The sequence below is a fragment of the Shewanella electrodiphila genome, from assembly GCF_023283985.1.
GTDB lineage: Bacteria > Pseudomonadota > Gammaproteobacteria > Enterobacterales > Shewanellaceae > Shewanella > Shewanella electrodiphila.
Genome location: NZ_JAKIKU010000002.1, coordinates 435,217 through 453,544 on the forward strand (window position 1 = coordinate 435,217; position 18,328 = coordinate 453,544).

Below are 18,328 nucleotides of genomic sequence, written 5' to 3' on the forward strand. Positions count from 1 at the left end.
CTTAAACAAAAAAACGACGCATAAATGCGTCGTTTTTTGATGGTTATTAGGGCGTGTTGATCTTTTAGGGTTGTTTTTGCAGCGAGTTGTTGTTCATTTAGACAAGGCAGAGACTTTGTAGTGTAGTTATTCTACATAAAAAGCCGATAACGAAGTAAAAATGAACAACAAACGCTGCCCTTAGGGTTCGGCTAAAAACGGATTCTGCATTGTTGAGCGAATTTTGCTTAGATTACTAGGCGGCAATTCACTCGCCGCGCTTAATCCGTTTTTATCTCGAACAAAAATCAATCAGCAAAGAACAGCACGCCCTATTTGAAAATATTAAACTTGTACGGGTGTCAATATTTCAGATTTCTGTGATTTTTTCTTCATTAAAATAAGATACATTGTCGGTACCCAAATCAGCGATAACATAGTCGTTAATAAGGTTCCGCCAGCAATGGCAATTGCAAATGGAGGCCAGAAACCGCCGCCTGCAATAATCAAAGGTAAAAAGCCGCCGATGGTGGTAATTGTGGTCGAGCCGATATGCCTACCGCAACTGCTGACCAGTTCGATAATGGTCTCTTTATTACCAAGCCTTGCTTCGGGCACATCTTCTAACTCAGCCAATATCACGATAGCGGCGTTAATGGCTAAGCCCATGAGTCCCAGTAGACCTATGATAACGGTAAAACCAAATGGGTAGCCAAACAGGTAAACGGCTAATAAGCCAAGTCCCGCAGATTGAAACGCACTGAGTAAGATAATGGCGGTTAACCTAAATGAGTTAAACGACAATACAACCGTTGCCAGTAATAAGGTGACGACCACGACAATGTTAGACAGTAAGTTGCCAACTGCTTCATCTCGCTTAGCACTCTCACCGCCTATTTCTAAGTGATAACCTGAAGGAAGCTCGATTTGCTCGAGTTTAGCTTTGACTTCACCGAGTACTTTACCCGGCAATACTCCGCTAACGATATAAGCTTCGATGGTATTGACTCGTTCGCCATTTCGGCGCGGTATACCGCCGCGACTAACATTGATTTGGTTATTAGCAATAGCAGAGAGCGGTATGGTATCGCCATTGGCTGATACGATATTGATCTCAGATAAGCGAGTTGCTTGCTCACGAGATTGATCTGCTAACCTGACTCTCACTGGCAAGGATTCAGTTTGCTCTAAAATACTGCCGCCTATGATCCCTGTCGTCGCCATCTCGACTTGTTTAGCGATATCGGTAAGGCTTAAACCACTCATTAAGCTAGCGTCTTCATTGACTTGTAACCAGACTTTCGGAGAGCCTGCACTTAACGTCGCTCGAGTATGAATAACATCTTCGGTTTGCATTAATAGACCGCGAGCTTGTTCACCAAGTTGGTTTAATGTGTCTAATGATGGACCGTATATACGTAACTCTACTGGCGCATTAAATGGCGGGCCTTGTTCTAGTTTTCTGACTAGGATTTGCGCTTGCGGGAAGTCAGTATCAAACTCTTTTTGTAAGGATAAAATCAGTCGGTTTGCAGCGTCAAAATCAGTGACCTTAACCATGGCTTGTGCATAGTTTGTCGCACCTTGCTGACGTTGGGTAAGGTTGTAATAAAATGATGGTGTATTGCCGCCAACAACCCAAGTAATCATCTCTACATCGTCAATAGACTCAAGACGTGCATCAATGGATTTAACTTGTTTTAAGGTGTTATCTAAGCTCACATGAGGCGCTAAATACACTTCAATTTGAAACATGTCTCTGTCAGATGGTGGAAAGAATTGCTCAGTCATCTTAGTTGAGGCAAAAAAGCCCACAAGCGGCAATATACCAATTAATAATGCGCTGAATAATGGGCGTTTTAGCGCAAAGGCTAAACTGGTTTTAAAAGCATGACCTAAACGAGGAAAAGCCATGCCTTTTTGATACCAAGCCATCGATTCACTGTCTTGACTAAAGCGACCAGCGAGCCCTGCGATAATAGTATGTGAAATAAGGTATGAGCCTAATAGGGCAAACATCACTGAAATCGCAATGCCGCCAACAAACTCACCTGCAGCGCCAGGCATTAACACAATCGGGGCGAAGGCAAGCATAGTCGTTATGGTTGATCCCGCTAACGGCAACCATAAGTGGTGCAGTGTTTTGCTGACAGCTTCGAGTTTGCTTAACCCTTGTTTACGACGCTGGGCAATGGCATCGACGATGACAATGGCGTTATCAACCATGATCCCAAGTGCCACGACTAAACCTGTCACTGACATTTGGTGAATGGGTAAACCAGTATATTTCATGCATGCTAAGGTAAACAGTGCGGTTAATGGTAATGATAATGCCACGATAAGCGCGTTTCTTAAGCCCAAGGTGAGCATTAAAACAAACAAGATAATAAAGAAACCTTGGATAAGGTTTATCATTAAATCGCCTAAACGAACGCTAGTGTAACCTTGTTGGTCAAATAACCATTGAACTTCAATATTGGCTGGTAAATTAGCTTTGTAACTCTCAACAACCTGACTGACTTGAGCTTGCCATTTATCAACACGGTTGTTATCAATCATACGCGCAGAAACGAGTACACCAGGTTGGCCATTAATTAACGCAATGGTTGTTGCAGGTGTTTTAGGTTGACGACTGATGTTTGCCACATCAGCGAGGCGAATAATCTGCCCATTAGTGTCAATTTTGAGTGGCACTTCACTGACGCGGGTGATTGAGTCGAGTTCACCAGAGACTTCAATTAAGGCTTTAAATGTGGCGTTATTGATTTCACCCGCTGAGATTTTACTGTCTGCATTGGAAAGGATAGAAGCGATGCTAGCTGGAGTTAATTTAAGTTGGCTAATTTTATTGCCATCGAGTTCAACTAAAATTTCTTCATCTGGTGTACCAGATAGTTTTACAAAATCAGTGCCATTTAAAACTCGAAGCTTGCTTTGTAACTCTTTTGCATATCGATTAAGTACATCGGTACGAATAGGTGTATCACTGCTCCACACCAGCCCTAAAATGGCGGTATTGGCATAGCCTGTCTGGTCGTCAAGGATGCCATTTTGTGCGGTAGTCGGTAGTTGGTATTTGCTGTCTGCAATAAGATCTCTGGCCCTAGACCACACTGGGGCTGTATTGATGACGTTGTCTTTCAACTCAAGCTGGATAACGGAAATACCAGGTCGAGAGGTTGATTGAACCAGCTTTAACTCTTCTAATCGGCGTAGTTCATTTTCTAAGACTTCAGTGACTAAAGCTTCAACACGCTCAGCCGAAGCACCAGGGTATTGAGTGACAACCGAGGCAAATCGGTTGGTAATTGTTGGATCTTCTGTGCGTGGCAAGCTATTTATCGCACCTAATCCCGCGACTAACAGCAGTGCAATCATCAAACTGGCTAGTCTGCCATTTTCAACAAATGCCTTAATCATAGTGACCTCGCCACAGTCTCAGACGTCGGGTTAACATGTTGGCCTACCACAAGTTTGTGTAGCCCTTTAGTCACGATGACATCGTGTTTGTTTAATGCACCATTGATGTAAGCTTGATGTTCGGTGGTATAGATAATATCAACATCACGACGCTCAATTTTTGAGATACCTTTCTCATTTTTGGTCACTACAAACACATTCCATAAACCTCTTACACCGTCAGTGAGTGATGCAATAGGCACCCAATAGCCAGCATCTTCAATTTGCTGTTGGTATGCTAAATAGGCTATCTCACCGTTAATAATTGGCTGGTTACTTTTGGATAAATCATTACTAGGTAAATCTATGCGTAATTGCACCGTGCGGGTCACGCTATCAATTTCAGCGCTGATACCGGCAACACGGCCTTTATAGCTTTTACTGCCAATGAGTATGTTCACCATTTGGTTAGTTGTTAAAGTCTGCGCGACAGCAATAGGTACACCTATATAAGCCTGCTGTTGACTGGTGCCAATTAAGGTAAAAACAGGGCTACCCAGAGCAATAACTTCGCCCAAGTTGTGATGGCGTTTGCTGATAGTGCCATTAAAGGGCGCGACTAATGTGGATTTTTCAAGTTTAAGTTCTGTTGCATATAAAGAGGCTTGTAGACGCTTTTGGTTGGCTAACAGGCTGGAAACCTGTTGCTGGGTTTCGTCAAATTGTTGCTCTGAGACATATTGCTTCTTTTTAAGCTCTACTGAACGTTCGAAGTTACTTTGGGCTAAGTCTAAATCGGCTTGGGTCTGTTGCAATGAGGCACTTAACTGTTGATATTCAGCCTCGAGTAATTGGGTGTTCAGTGAAGCCAGCTTTTGCCCTTTAACCACAGCGTCGCCACTGTCGACAATAATATCACTTAGCTTACCAGCCAGCTCAAAACCGACCCCTGTGGTATCTGTTGAGCGAACGCTGCCTGTATAGCGCTGCTGATGTTGGTAACTTGAGCTAAAGTTGAGTGGTTGGGTTATGACTTTGGGTACTGCAATAACGGTTGTTGTACTTGCTTCATCGTTGTTGCAGGCGCTAAGTAGCATTATCGAAAAAGTCATACTCAGTAAAGAGACTGCTCGTGTCGACTTTGAACTTGATAATAGTGATCGTAAAAATAATGGTCTTGAAAAAAATGTTCCTGTAAACAAAGAGCGTACAGACAAAGAACCTGCAGAAAAAGACCGAGACACTGTTTTCATGGGGAGCATTCCTATTGCTAATACTACTTTATAGGCAATTCAATATGACTCATATTGACCTGCACTTAACATCGTGCGATTCTAAATTTCAGAACTAGACTGTCTAGTCCATTTTGATGTAAGTGTATTTCCATAAAACTAGACTGTCCAGTCTAATTTGTGATTAAATGTTATCTCTTGTAACAAGTTTGCTGCAAGAAAATGTAAAAAAGGCTTTAAATCAATAAGCGAAGCCCCAAAAAAATAAAAGATGAATTTATAATGATAACTGCGAAACACTCTACACTTTGCCAGCATAATGCGCCGAAAACGCGTAGTGAGCAGAAATGTGCCCAAATACTTCAATCGGCGATCGAGCTGTTTTGTGTGCAAGGGTTTCCTAATACCAGCATGGATTTAGTGGCGAAAAAAGCCGGGGTATCAAAGCAAACCGTCTATTCCCATTTTGGCTCTAAAGATGAGTTATTTATTGCTGCGATTGAGTCTAAATGTGTCGTGCACCAATTAACCGGTGACTTACTTGAAGACTCAACGAATGCTGAGCAAACCATAAGAACGTTTGCTACCCAATTTGGCGAGTTGATTGTCAGTGAAGAAGTTTTGGCGGTATTTAAAACCTGTTTAGCCCACGCTGATACTCACCCAGATTTATCTAAATTGTATTTTGATGCAGGGCCAAAGCATGTATTAGGGTTATTAAGTGATTACTTTAGCCGAGTGAATAAACATGATGAGCTTTATTTTGCCAAGCCACACGATAGTGCTGTGCGACTGTGTTTGATGCTGTTTGGTGAACTCAAAATGCGCTTAGAGCTTGGGCTGGATGTGAGCGATCTTGTACAAAATAGGCAGAGCTATATTGAGGATACTGTGAGCTTATTTTTAAATGCCCACCGAAAATAAACCAGCCGTGTTATATCATCAAATATTAATATAACAACGTGTATTCACTTGCTACTGTTGTGATAACCTAAAACTGTGTAATATCTCATAATACATTGAATTTGTGATCCAAATTGAATAGGTCAGAGTATTGACGTGTAGATTTGGCATTCAATATTTTGATCATAATAATAATGAGAAAGGAAGCAGTTAATGAACGTTACCCCAAGCTTGTTCCAAGCTAATCAGCTTAATGCTGGTCGATTAAAAAAAGTGGCGCAATTGAGTGTGATTGCGGGACTGTTTCTCACTCCTTATGCGGCTGCATATGATTACTCACCCTTTAAGTTTCATGTATCGCGCACTTCTACAGATGCTGCTCAAGTGGGTGACACTAATACTGAATTACAACGTGATGTTTGGCGATTAAAACTTTCAGGCGCTATGCCACTGAGCAAAGAGTGGATGCTCGGCGCTAATATTGGTTATGACAATTTAGATTACGGCTTTAAGAATATTGATAGTGACCTACTAAATGGTCAGGTTACACCTTGGAGTTCAATTAATAAATACAGTGCAGGTTTGTCATTAACTTATCGACCAACTGACACGAACTGGATGTTTTTGTTAGCGCCAAAACTGCAATATGCTTATGCCAATACTGCGTCATCGTCTGATGCACAAAGTTATGGTGTGGTGGGCTCGGCTATGTACCGTTTTGAATCGGGTAATATGCTTGGATTCGGCGTGGCTTACCTTAACGATATTTCTGAAGTAAAGACTGTTCCTTACTTAGCTATTCGCTGGAAAATTACCGACAAACTTACCTTGGGTAACCCGTTCCAAGCCGGCTTTAGTGGTCCTGCAGGTTTAGAGCTGTCCTATGAAATGAATGACAAATGGAACTTCGGTGTTGGTAGTTCACGTCGTTCAGAGCGCTTTTTGATTACAGATCAAGAACAAACCATTGAGATGGAAGAATGGGTAGGCTTTGTCCGGGCGGGTTGGAACATCAGTAAAAAAGCGACCATTAATGCTTATGGCGGTTACTTCTTTAACAGTGAAATGGAGCTCAGTGAGCCTAATGTGACTGACGAAATAGAAAATCAGTCTGCGATAGGCTTAGCTTTCGATATTAAGTTTTAATCTACAAGTTTTAGTCGATAAATTTCATTGTTTAGGGGCTGAGCATATAGCACATAGCGGATTGAGTTTTTTCTAATCTCATTGCTAACGACAGACCAAAAAAAAGCGACCATCAGGTCGCTTTTTTATTGCTATAAGCTTTTTGCTGCCAAGGTTATTGGGCCAACATGTTTTTACGTAAGCTTTTTTGCGCAGGTTCGTCGCCTAACCAAATTTTTAGCAGTGCTTGTCTGAATGCTTCACCTGCGATTGTGGCTTGTTCGACACCATTTTTAAAACTGGTGACGCCAGCGCCTTTATGGGTGACAAAGGTAAATTGATCGCCTTTACTGACTTCTTCAGTAAACAGACCCATAAATTGGGCTATGTCTTTGTCTATTGAAGCGGTGTTGCCATTGGTTGCGCTGTCAAAGCCTTCTTCAATTGCATCGGTCATTTTGTCTGAGGTGATCATACCCGAGGTAATGTTAAGGCGAATAACAGCAGTTGATTGATCTAATACGGCGGTTAAATCATTGGCTGGCGTGGCAATGTAGAGGCTACCAACATATAAATCCATAAAGAATTTACTGCGAACGCCTGCGCCATTTAACGCTAGTGATTGCTCGGCAATAGTTAGGTTATCTGCTAACTCAACACCAGAAACGGTTTTAGCTTCAGCAAGCATTGGGGTCATTAAAGCTGCGGTAAGTGCGATGGTTGAAAGTGCTTTCATAGGGTACTCATTTATTATTTTCGTATCAGTCAGGTCGATGTTGAACTCGACGAACATTTAAAACGCTCTGTCGAGATCATTGAGTAAACCTGGCTTATTGGTTTTTTAGCTGCGCATCCCTAGCTTATATTGTCCATTTTGTTCAAACATGATTGCTTGTTTTTTCTTGGGAGCAATCAAGATAGGACCGTCATCAAAAAACAAAAATGCTTTCCAATTACGGGCAAATACAACCCAAGTGGTTTCGATTATTTGGTATTTTTCGTAGCAGAAAAACACTTGAGTGTCGTCGTCCCAATCAATGAACTCAGCGATAGGCTCTGGCAATGTATTATCGTCAGAATCCCATGCCGACTGCCAATGTTCGGTTTGTTTCCAGGCATCTTGCTTTGCAGCCCAATCTCCTTTAGAAAACAATTCAGCACGATTACATTTATTACTGATCCATTGATTCCAAACCGTCATAGCACTTTTTTCAGTGAGCGGTTTGATTAATGCTTTATCTGTATCTAACACGGGTAAATCTTTATGGTTAAAGATCCACTTGCGTTTGTATGCATCTAATGGAATGTAAGTGTGTGCCAAAAATAGCTCCTAGGTTTAAGAAAGGGTCTTCGATGTAAGCGAAGGATTATAACTTTTCACCATTGATAGTGCTAGCAATGTACGAGGAGAGATTGATATGAACGGCATGTTGAAGGTTAACATGCCGTTCATGGGGTGAGTAACAACTGAGATTACAGGCGAAAGCGTCTAATTAACGAATGGAAGGTACTGATAGTGCTTTCTAGTGACTCACTGGCTCGTAGAGATTCTTTAGCGGCATCTGCAGTATCAGAAGCGCCATCTGCAATGTCGATGATTTGCTGATTAATATGTTCAGCGACTGCACTTTGTTCTTCAACGGCTGATGACATTTGAAAAGTCATATCAGTAATATTACCTACAGCATCTTTAATCTCACCAAGGGCATTTCGGGTGTTTTCAACAATTTCTACCCCTTGTTTCGCTGCAAGTTCACCTTGAGCCGACATATCTACTGCACTGCTTGTGCGGGCTGATAATTGCTTAATCACAGCATGAATCTGATCTGTTGATTCACGAGTTTTAAGGGCAAGGGCGCGTACTTCATCTGCTACAACACTAAAACCTCGACCTTGCTCGCCTGCACGTGCCGCTTCAATGGCGGCGTTAAGAGCCAGCAGGTTCGTTTGGTCTGCAATAGATGAAATCAGATTAGCTGCTTGACCTATTTGCTGAGTAGAATCTGCCAGCTCTTTAACTGTCACAGCAATACTGTCAACTGTGTGGCTTAATTGATGAATTGAGTTAAGTGATTCATCAGCTAAGTGGGTGCCAGTATCGACAAACTGCATCACGTTTTCGGCGCTATGTGAGTTCTCCTCAATCTTTTGAGCGACTTCTTGTATTGCCTGAGACATTTCAGTGATGGCTGACGCAATTTGTTGAGTGGCTAAGCCCTGCTGTTCAACAGAGGTTTGGGTGACTTTGACCTGTGCTTTACTGGTTGAAGAGATATCATCAAGACCTGATACCGACTCATTAATTCGGGTGAGTGCTGTACGGCACCTCGCTATTTCACTGATAAAAGCAAGCTTTGCTTGTGCGCTTACACCAGCATCATCAAAGTAGGTTTGCGCGACGGTTTTATCTGCGAATGACTTGGGGCTAATAGCGAGTAATGACCGCCAATGTGATGCTTGTTGCTGCAGACTCCAAAAGCTACTGATACTTGCGGCAATTAGGGTTGCAATCACTGCAGTGGTGTTGCTTTGCCAACTGAAAAACAAAATGAGTAATGTGCTAGGCAAAAGGGTAGGTAATAGCTTATTGAAATTTAAACGAGCACTGGTTAACAGTGTATTGGCAGACTTACCCGCTTTGATACGTTGGTAGGCTGTATTGGCTCGCTGCTTTTCTGCAGGCTCAGCGCATACTCTAACGGATTCATATCCCACTAGCTTTTTACCATCATATACTGGCGTTACGAAAGCACTGACCCAATAGAAGTCACCGTTCTTACGGCGGTTTTTAACTAAGCCCATCCACACATTACCTGCCTTTAGGGTTTTCCACATTGTGGCAAAAACCGCGGAGGGCATATCGGGGTGGCGAACAATATTGTGTGGTTTTCCCAGTAACTCTTCTCGGCTATAACCACTGGTTTCAATGAAAGCTTGATTACAGTGGGTAATGTTGCCTTTGGGATCGGTGCTGGAAACGAGAGGGGTGTCGGGAGAGAAAAAGTACTCTTTATTGCTGGCCGTATATTGGGTCATAATGCTTCTTATATTTGACTGCAGAGATCTAATTATTATTAAAATTGTGATGCTAATCTCAAAATATTGGCCAAATGTAAACTAAAAGAGATGTTATTAAAAGTAGTGAAAACAACTGTTTAAATAGAAAAAATAGATGAAGATACTGCAAGGGGTAAAAACCTTAATTTAAACAGGTGTTTAATTTATTTTGTGATACCTAGCTTGGATACAGATTGAAACACCTTTTATCTAAGGTGATGAAAATCAACTTTATTTTTAATATAGATGATTTCATATATCAAAAAGCCCTAGCTAAATGATGTTAGCTAGGGCGTCTTAAAGTGATAAAGAGTTTGGCTTATAAACCGTTTTTATATTGTAAGTGGGTTGATTCTGGCACCATGGTCGCAAGAGTCGTGCTGACCTCATTTTGTCCATCAAGCAAAGCCTCAAATTGTTTAATTAGCTCAACCTTATCTGGCGACTCTTTGTCACCTGCACCTATGTTAGTTAAATCAATCATAAAGCCGTCGAACATATGGCTAAGATCATCAATGATCTCGGTATTTAAGAACTGATCTTGGTTATAAATACTTGGGTATCCGGCTTTTTGCTTATCAATAGCGAACGAGTCACCCTTGAGGTTTTTAATGCTGGTGGATTTATCACAAGACAACATACAGCCATTATCAATACGGGGTTTTTCACAGCCAACACTTTGCTGGAAAAAGCACTGACGGCTCGCCATCAATAGAATGGGATGATAAATACTGTAGAGCATTTTAAAGTTGTTAGGTCGGGCAATTTGCTTAATTTGCTGTTTGTTAATTTCATTAGAAATAAACGCACCTGCACAATCAAAGCCTTCTTGCATAGCCAGTAAAGCATAAGAGTTGGTGGTATTTAAAAACGGACCTGCAATCCACTTAATCCCAAGTTGCTGCGCGTGATAAGCAATACCTGTGTTATTGGTGACAATTAACTCAGGCTTAACTTGCTGTAAAATATTTAATGCTACGTCGTAATCCTTACCAATTAGCACTGGTGGGAACCAAGGGATCAATCTTGGGTTTTGTTGTAAAAAGTCAACATACTTTGTACAGCCACGCTTGTACGCATCAGGTAATTTAAAGTAGATGTCCCCATCGGTCACTTCAGCAAGTTTGGCATCTTCCTCATCACAAATTAGCATTGAAAGTGCGGGCTTTTGCTCTGCATCTTTTGGATGACGTGCAAGTTTAGGTAGTTCAACTTCAGCAATAACTGCAATGCCATCATTCAAGTAAGCTAACAATTCATTTTTTAAGGTGGTGATTTCACGGTATGGAATACTTAATCCATCGGTAAGCTTGTCAGTTTGCAGTTGGACTAATTCATAGTTGGCATTGTTGATATTTTTAAAGCGTTTTTCAATGGCTTCTTTATCAACACTGAGCTTCTCACTTGGCATCATTAAGCTACTCGAGCTAAACACCACTGTTTTAGTTTCAGCATCGGCCAAATCACTGCTGTTATGTTCAGTGGTTACCGTTAAGGTTAACGGCTTATTTGGCTCGCTTGCAAAGCTTAAGTTAAGCTTTAATTTCTCAATACTTAGATGTGCAATTTTATCGTCAACTGAAGCATTAATTTGTTGCTTGTCGACTTGTAATTGTTGCTGAGCATCATGGATTTGCACCACTGAAATTGACTCGCCTTTGTCAGCTTTGAGTTGATCAACTAAGTGATTTTTTGAATTGTCACGTGGGTTATCAATAAACATTGACTGATTTAAGTCACCACGTAAGAAGGCATTAGTGAAGTCACGGTTAAAGACTTTGTATAAACGCTCGCCGTCTTGGGTGAGTTCGCCTGTTTCAACATAACCATCAATTTGTTTACGGAAACTATCAATCACAGTGTGAACGTAACTTGCGCCTTTAATACGGCCTTCAACTTTAAATGAATAAACCCCAGCGTCGATTAATGCAGGTAGGTCAAAAAAGGCCGAGTTATCTTTAATGTTAAGTGGAAAGTTATTTCCCGACTCTGTGGTTTCGTATTCTTCACGGCATGCTTGGCTACAACGGCCACGGTTACCAGAATTACCAGCACTGGCAGAGGTTGAATAACATAAACCAGAGAAAGCGACACATAACGAACCATGCACAAACACTTCTAATAAGGTGTCGTGTTCTTTACTGACTTGCGCAAGGGAGGTAATTTCTCTTAAGTTAAGCTCACGAGATAAATTGACTCGGGTTGCGCCTAGTTTTCTTAAAAATGGAATTTGCCCGGCATTGTGGGTGGTCAACTGGGTTGATGCATGAATATCTAAGGTTGGGAAATGCTTACGTAATACATAAAGCAGCCCCATATCTTGCACAATTACGCCATCTAAAGTGGTGTTAACCAACCTGTTGAGCAGCTTCAATAAGGTCTTAAATTCTTGTTCTAAAATAACGATATTTAGGGTTAAGAAAATACGACAGTCGTATTGATGGGCAAGTCTGATGATCCCGACCAATTGATCGAAGGAAATATTAGCAGCGCGATTACGGGCGTTAAAAGTATCTAAGCCGCAATAAACAGCATCTGCACCCGCAATAATGGCCGCTTTAATCGCATCGACATCACCACCTGGGGCTAATAATTCAATCTTCGGTTTCATGATCTAAAAGGTTCTCAGTTAATTTTAATGGGGGGATGTTACCCGTATATTTTGCTAATGAATATCGTTAAAGTACATTATTAATTAGTAAGCCCGTATATAAGTTGTAGGGAAAACAACACAAGAATGAATAAAATCATGGATTTACCCGTACTCTACTCGCTAAGAAACTGCCCCTTTGCAATGCGGGCAAGAATTGCCATTTATAAGTCGCAGCAGCCTGTTTTGCTGCGAGACCTGGTTTTGAGTGATAAACCTACAGAAATGTTAGTGGCCTCACCTAAAGGAACTGTGCCAGTGATTGTGACTGAAAAGGGCATTGTGATTGAAGAAAGCTTTGAAGTGATGCTATGGGCATTAACTCAGGGTGACCCTGATGATTTGTTGTTTACAGATACTCCTGAGTTACTGGATAAAATGCTGATATTAATTTATCAATTTGATAGTGAGTTTAAACGCTGCTTAGAGAACTATAAATGTGCCAAGCGTTATAGCGAGTCAAATATCGATGAATGTCGTCAAGCGTGTGAAAAATATATCCATCAGTTAGAGCAATTGTTAGACGGGCAAGATTATTTAATGGCCAATCGAGAAAGTTTAGCCGATATAGCACTGTTACCCTTTATCCGTCAGTTTGCCCGCGTTGAACGTCAATGGTATTTACAGTCACCCTATCCCAATGTCAGAGCATGGTTAAATCGTTACTTACAAAGCAAGATGTTCAGTAAAGTGATGACGAAATACCCGCTTTGGTTAGATGGCAAGCAAGATGTGATGTTTGGTGGTTAAGGTAGATAAATATGCAAAAACACGACGCTTTATTTTCAAAAAAGTCAGCACCCGAGAGAAGTGCTCGTATGGTTGAAACGATATACGGGTGTAAGTGGTCACTGACGGTCTATCAATTACTGGCTAACGGTATTAATCGACCTGGAGCGATGGTGAATCATGTTGAAGGGTTAACCACTAAAGTGTTGAACCAATGTTTAAAGCGTAACGTTGAATTTGGTATTTTAGATAGGGTGACTTTTAGTGAAATTCCGCCAAGAGTTGAATATCAAGTGACAAGTTTTGGACAAAAGTTTTTGCGGATTTTAGATGAGTTAGAGAAGCTACAGCAGGAGTTGGATGCTAATGATAGTTAACACCAATCAAGCATGCGCGATTAAATAATGAAAGACATATAAAAGCCCGCTAAAAAGCGGGCTTAGTTATCTTAAAATGGTGCAAGATTAATCAACGTAATTACAGCTCAACGTTAATCCACACTAAACGGTGATCTGATGAGACAGACTTTCCGCCACCGCCCCAGTTACCTACACGTTCGTCGTTCATCATTAAACGACCATCTTCAAATGATGCAGGCCAGAACACACCAGAATCAGTGATATTTAAATCGCTTGAAGGAATAACGTGGTCTAAACGAAGGCCTGAAGTGCTGGTGATAACATCTGGGTATTTAGTGCCCCAGTTTTCAGCTCTACATTCACCATTTGATAAACATTCAGGGCCACCTAAACTGCTTGGTGCATATACACCATGCGTAGCAAGTTGATTAACGTGGTCACTGTACATTAACCCTTTGATGGTATCTAAGTAGCCGTCGCCTGATTCAGGATCGGCATTTAAATCGCCTAGAATAACGAAAGATGAGTCAGCAGAAATACCGCCTTTAGTGCCAGCATCATCGTAAATGTAACTACCTTCACCTGAAATGTAATCGTCCCAGAATTTGATTTCTGCACGGTTAAGCAGTTTGTTATTTTCGGTAACCGTGTCGAAAATAGGGGGAGTTGGGTGAGACATTAATAAGTGAATCACTTTGTCGCCATCAGCAGTAGGGATGATGATAGGCGCATCAACGTGGTTTTTAGATGACATTGGCTTTTCAGCCCAAGCTTCTGCTGTGTACCATTCATCACCACAAGCCAAACCTTCAGGTATTGGATTGTTTTCGTCTTCACAGTTAGTGATAGTTGGGTTTGCTTCACCTGGCATATCTTTCCACTTAAAGTTTTGGAAAGTACGCACGTTGTCTGTATCGATTGGATATTGTGATAATAGTCCGAAGGCATATTGACCGTGGTAGAAACCAAAGCCCCATGCATCCCCAGGCAATGCGACAGTGCCATTGCGATCTAAGTCGTGATCACTTAATAGGCCAGTGTTAGTGGCAAAGCTCTCAGCATACCCGAATTGAATAGGCTCAAGTAATTCAACATCATCAGATGTCGAACCTAATGCGTTTTGCGGCACTGAAAGGTAGTTTAAGCGGAAACCTTGAATGGATTGTTGGTCTTCACCTGTCCCGTCGTTATTGAACTCACCCATTAATAGAACTGCTGGACGCTCAGTTTGAATAATCGCTGCTACGTTACGGATTTGAATGACTTTTTCTGCAACTGCGAGTTCGTCGTCAGTTAATGTGCCGTCAAACCACTTGTCCATTAAATCCTGCTGAACAGCCGGTGTTAGCTTCATTTCTTCAACAAGATCTGCGTAGGTACTTCTGTCAAAAGAAAGGTTATAGGTACCGATACGAACATCTGTGGTTTCAGGTGTAGGTTCACCTGGGTAATAATTGTTGGTTTCGTCGTTGCAACCCGCTAGTAATGCAACACTGACAGCAAGTGCTGCAGCTGTTTTGAATACTTTCATTTTAAAACCCCATTGTTATTTATATATGCTGCCTTTAGTGGAAGCTGAGTGGGATTTTATACAAGTGTTTTTATATGTTCCAAATAAAACATATCAATGTAAACAGTAGGTTGCGATTTTATCTCCTTGTTGTTTTTGTGCTTGAGGTGAGTGTTAATTTGGTTGTGTTTTGGTTATTTGTTTTGATGTTTATTGCTGATTGCTTAAGTTGGTGGGCTGATGTGATCTGGTCAAGTAAATCTGTACACACTTAGAGGGAGCTTGTTATAAAGCTTGAGCACTTTAATTTTGTTGAAAGGTTCAAAAATGGGCAAGACATTAATAGCGTCAGTACCCATTTTGATTATTGAGGGTATTTATTCACCTTTTTGAAAGCTCAGCTCTGTGGTGCTTTCTACCGAAGCCGCAATATCAGATTCAGCAAACAAAAGCGGTCTAAACTGTTTTTCAGTTGAATATAATATGCTTTGATCAGCAAAGGCTGGTTTAAGAATATTACTCGACTCAGAGTAAGTTAATATGCCTTTTGCAACAGGCCCTTCATCAGTGAAGCTCACCGCCATCATCCAGCTAGAACCATAGCGGATTTGATATCCTTCTGCAGTTAACCCTGAAGAAAGCGGTGCACCTGATACTGCATCCATCACTGCAGCATATTTGTGCTGTGGTATTAACGTATCATCGCCAGATAAGCTGGTGGAGAATACATTAAAACCACCTTCTGCGTTATGTGTACCTGGCCAAGGTAGTTTAGTCCCCGAAGCCGTGCCATCAGGCAGTGATTTTTCAACGAACTGAACCGTTCCCATTGTTGAATCAACGGTAAACCCAGCAGCTTCAACATTCATAGCTGCGCGTGCAAGCGCCACGAGCGCACTACCATCAGTGGCTAATGTGTTGGGTGTCATGGCTGCATTGGTGGCATCAAATGGCACTGATAACATGGTGCTTTGATCGAACAGATGGGCAAATTCACGAATTAACGCGCCGCCGACACTGTCGTTATCTTGCTTGCCGTTCCAAGCCGTTAATGCACCACATGCAGCACTGATGTCTTTTGACTGGGTTGCACTTACTTCTACAGGAGTATCCGCTTGTGCTTGGCACTGGCTGATTAAATCACTGAAAACCAGATCGTTTAAAAAGATTCGGTTGGATAAGACTGCGGCTTCTAACTCATCAACATTGAACTTACCGTCATCACCGGCCGCATCTTCCATCAAGGTTAAGCCCATTCGGGTTCGCAATGATAATTGACCGCGTTCAGGGCCGTACATGGGTGAGTAGTTTTCCAGTGGCTGAGCTAAGTTAGTTGACCAAAATGAGTTATTTGAGTTTTGTACGAAATCAGTTCGCTCAAGTTTTGGTGCTCGCTCATAAGGCATTGGGCTATCGAAATGAAAGATAGAAGTATTACCGGGTAAGATGGTAAAGCCTGCCTGCTCTCTTGCGGCAATGATATCAGGGTTGGTTTTAAGCAGTGATACGGCGAAGTCGGTTAAACCTGGTACTGTGGAGTCATCAATATAAAAAGCATTGCCTTCTTTATCTGCATACATAGTGTTATTAAATATAACCCCGTCAAAGCTTTTAAACGCTTGCTGAAACTCCTCTTTATTTGTTGCACGGTTCATAGCAAACCAATGATCGATAGGATCTTTATTTGCCATATTGGCATCTTGAAGCATAAAGGCTTGGCCATCATCCCAACCAAAGGGAGCAAGGGCTGCTGGGGCTTCAACAATGGGGCCTTTAGCTGTGGTGTAAATATCTTTTTCAGCAATAAGCATTCCTGCTGCGCCGCCATTAACCAAAACCTGTACGGTTTCTTTAGTAATTGGCATTGGACTGCCTTCATACATATATTGCATGCGGTCGCCACTGACGAGCTCAAGGTTATACATCACAAAATGTTCAGCAGTTGAGAAGGTATGCGTCCAAGCTAAATCCTTGTTAAAGCCAATATTAATTAACCCTGGCATGCCTACTAATGAGCCGCCCATGACATCAAGTTGACCAGGAATCGTCACATGAGATTGCCAAAAACGTAAGTTACCCGTATGCGGGAAATGCGGATTACCTAACACCATGCCTTTACCATTTTCAGTTTTATCTTTGCCTAAACCCCAGCCATTTGAGCCTAGGTTACGTGGATTGGTTTCTGGCGTGGTAATGGTGTTTGCTCGAGCTAGTAGCTTATTATTCACATCTTGAATGAAGGTGGTTTGAGATGCAGAAGGTGCAGGGCCGACGATACGAGGAAGATACTCTTCTCCGTCACCAGGATTGGCGTAGAAAATGAGGTCTAAGAAGTTTGCTGCACCGGGTAGCAGGGCGATTGAGAAGAGATAGTTGGCAATGTCGACGCCTTCAATCGGTTTTACCCAAGGTTGGCCGGCACAAAATGGCTCAGCTTCTTGTTCACCTGCTTCAACATCGGCTAGGAATTGATTGTAGCCTGCGCTAAAGCCTTCCATTAACGCACGGGAATTATAGCTAAATTGTGGATACTGGGCTTCCGCCATTTCTCTTATTTTTAATGCTTTATAGGCGAAATCAGAAACCAGGTTACCGTTATCTTCTGCAGTAGGTAAACCAGTGGCAAAGTCAATTGAGGCGTGGGGACCAAAGTACATTGAACGTTCAGAGTTTGCTTTAATAAATCCATCAGCTAAGACACATAAGTTATCTTGTGCTTGAGCATAACCGCTACCAAAACCCAAACTTTCAAGGTTGTCAGCTTGAATGTGGGGAACCCCATATGCAGTGCGGCGAATTTGCGCTTTAAGCATTCCGTCTGGGGCAAAAGCTTGTAATGGTGGAGTGACTTCAGGTTCAGGTGTGACTTCTGGCGTTTTTGAGTAGTCAGTGTCGTTACCACAACCAGCTAGAAAGACTGTTGACACAACGCCAATAGCCAGCATGAGCTTATTCAGGTGCATTATTTTGTTCAAGATAATTATCCTTATTATTGTTGTCTCAGCAATTTGCATTGTTGAGTGAGTCTCACTTTTCCTTGTGTCTCAATTTTAAGCGTTAACAGCCTCAATCGTGATTCCCATCATCACTTGTTGATTGTGTGAAAACCTTAAATACAACAAAAACACTTATTTGATTAAATCAATCATTCAAACGTATGTCTACATATACCTGCATTAGTTGATGTTAATTTAGAGATTAAAATCGTTACGAAAATAAACGACTTCGTTAACGGTTTGAGGCGTAAATGATGAGGGGGTTAACCGATTAACGCTCGGAAAGTACTTATGGGTTCATTAGTGAAATAATTAGCAAAAACAGTGAACTATTTTAGAAGAACTCCGGTCTTATGCTGCAACTGACGCTAACGGCTATTCTGTAATTT

The 18,328-nt window shown here is 41.7% G+C and carries 13 protein-coding genes; 5 read left to right on the forward strand and 8 right to left on the reverse strand.

What is annotated here, in order from left to right; all coding sequences use genetic code 11:
* Window positions 1-324: 324 nt before the first annotated feature.
* Both L2737_RS05400 and L2737_RS05405 read right to left on the reverse strand, forming a co-directional pair.
* Window positions 325-3,399 carry an efflux RND transporter permease subunit gene (locus tag L2737_RS05400; protein WP_248955017.1) on the reverse strand — a complete coding sequence of 1,025 codons (3,075 nt, stop codon included), beginning with the start codon at window positions 3,397-3,399 and terminating at the stop codon, window positions 325-327.
* Window positions 3,396-4,475, reverse strand: coding sequence for an efflux RND transporter periplasmic adaptor subunit (locus L2737_RS05405; RefSeq protein WP_248955018.1), 1,080 nt, complete (start codon window positions 4,473-4,475; stop codon window positions 3,396-3,398). The genes L2737_RS05400 and L2737_RS05405 overlap by 4 nt, the downstream gene beginning before the upstream one ends.
* Between L2737_RS05405 and L2737_RS05410 the strand changes: the two genes are divergently transcribed.
* The 3 genes from L2737_RS05410 to L2737_RS05420 all read left to right on the forward strand — a co-directional run bounded on the left by L2737_RS05410 (window position 4,453) and on the right by L2737_RS05420 (window position 6,659).
* Window positions 4,453-4,665 (forward strand): hypothetical protein, encoded by a 213-nt coding sequence (locus tag L2737_RS05410; protein WP_248955019.1) that lies wholly within the window; start codon window positions 4,453-4,455, stop codon window positions 4,663-4,665. The two genes, L2737_RS05405 and L2737_RS05410, sit on opposite strands and share 23 nt — an antisense overlap.
* 227 nt (window positions 4,666-4,892) lie before the next feature.
* The gene (locus tag L2737_RS05415; protein ID WP_248955020.1) at window positions 4,893-5,534 is read left to right on the forward strand and encodes a TetR/AcrR family transcriptional regulator; all 642 of its coding nucleotides are present in this window, start codon (window positions 4,893-4,895) and stop codon (window positions 5,532-5,534) included.
* A gap of 192 nt (window positions 5,535-5,726) precedes the next feature.
* Complete coding sequence (locus tag L2737_RS05420) at window positions 5,727-6,659, forward strand: DUF6268 family outer membrane beta-barrel protein (RefSeq protein WP_229369322.1); 933 nt, start codon at window positions 5,727-5,729, stop codon at window positions 6,657-6,659.
* A 154-nt stretch (window positions 6,660-6,813) separates the two neighbouring features.
* Here L2737_RS05420 and L2737_RS05425 read toward each other — a convergent pair whose 3' ends face one another.
* The 4 genes from L2737_RS05425 to L2737_RS05440 form a co-directional block, all read right to left on the reverse strand.
* Window positions 6,814-7,374: a chalcone isomerase family protein gene (locus tag L2737_RS05425; protein ID WP_248955021.1), complete on the reverse strand. Its 561-nt coding sequence runs from the start codon at window positions 7,372-7,374 to the stop codon at window positions 6,814-6,816.
* A gap of 105 nt (window positions 7,375-7,479) precedes the next feature.
* The gene (locus L2737_RS05430; RefSeq protein WP_229369320.1) at window positions 7,480-7,959 is read right to left on the reverse strand and encodes a DUF2947 domain-containing protein; all 480 of its coding nucleotides are present in this window, start codon (window positions 7,957-7,959) and stop codon (window positions 7,480-7,482) included.
* 152 nt (window positions 7,960-8,111) lie between these two features.
* The gene (locus L2737_RS05435; RefSeq protein ID WP_248955022.1) at window positions 8,112-9,674 is read right to left on the reverse strand and encodes a methyl-accepting chemotaxis protein; all 1,563 of its coding nucleotides are present in this window, start codon (window positions 9,672-9,674) and stop codon (window positions 8,112-8,114) included.
* Window positions 9,675-10,014: 340 nt separating this feature from the next.
* The gene (locus L2737_RS05440) at window positions 10,015-12,306 is read right to left on the reverse strand and encodes a peptidase U32 family protein (RefSeq protein WP_248955024.1); all 2,292 of its coding nucleotides are present in this window, start codon (window positions 12,304-12,306) and stop codon (window positions 10,015-10,017) included.
* 126 nt (window positions 12,307-12,432) lie between these two features.
* Between L2737_RS05440 and L2737_RS05445 the strand changes: the two genes are divergently transcribed.
* The gene (locus L2737_RS05445) at window positions 12,433-13,095 is read left to right on the forward strand and encodes a glutathione S-transferase (RefSeq protein WP_248955025.1); all 663 of its coding nucleotides are present in this window, start codon (window positions 12,433-12,435) and stop codon (window positions 13,093-13,095) included.
* A gap of 11 nt (window positions 13,096-13,106) precedes the next feature.
* Window positions 13,107-13,451: a winged helix-turn-helix transcriptional regulator gene (locus tag L2737_RS05450; protein WP_229369316.1), complete on the forward strand. Its 345-nt coding sequence runs from the start codon at window positions 13,107-13,109 to the stop codon at window positions 13,449-13,451.
* Between the two features lie 100 nt (window positions 13,452-13,551).
* On the opposite strand, the gene L2737_RS05455 is transcribed toward L2737_RS05450, so the two are convergent.
* Window positions 13,552-14,964 (reverse strand): endonuclease/exonuclease/phosphatase family protein, encoded by a 1,413-nt coding sequence (locus tag L2737_RS05455; RefSeq protein ID WP_248955026.1) that lies wholly within the window; start codon window positions 14,962-14,964, stop codon window positions 13,552-13,554.
* Between the two features lie 356 nt (window positions 14,965-15,320).
* Window positions 15,321-17,906, reverse strand: coding sequence for an acylase (locus tag L2737_RS05460; RefSeq protein ID WP_248955121.1), 2,586 nt, complete (start codon window positions 17,904-17,906; stop codon window positions 15,321-15,323).
* Window positions 17,907-18,328: the final 422 nt, after the last annotated feature.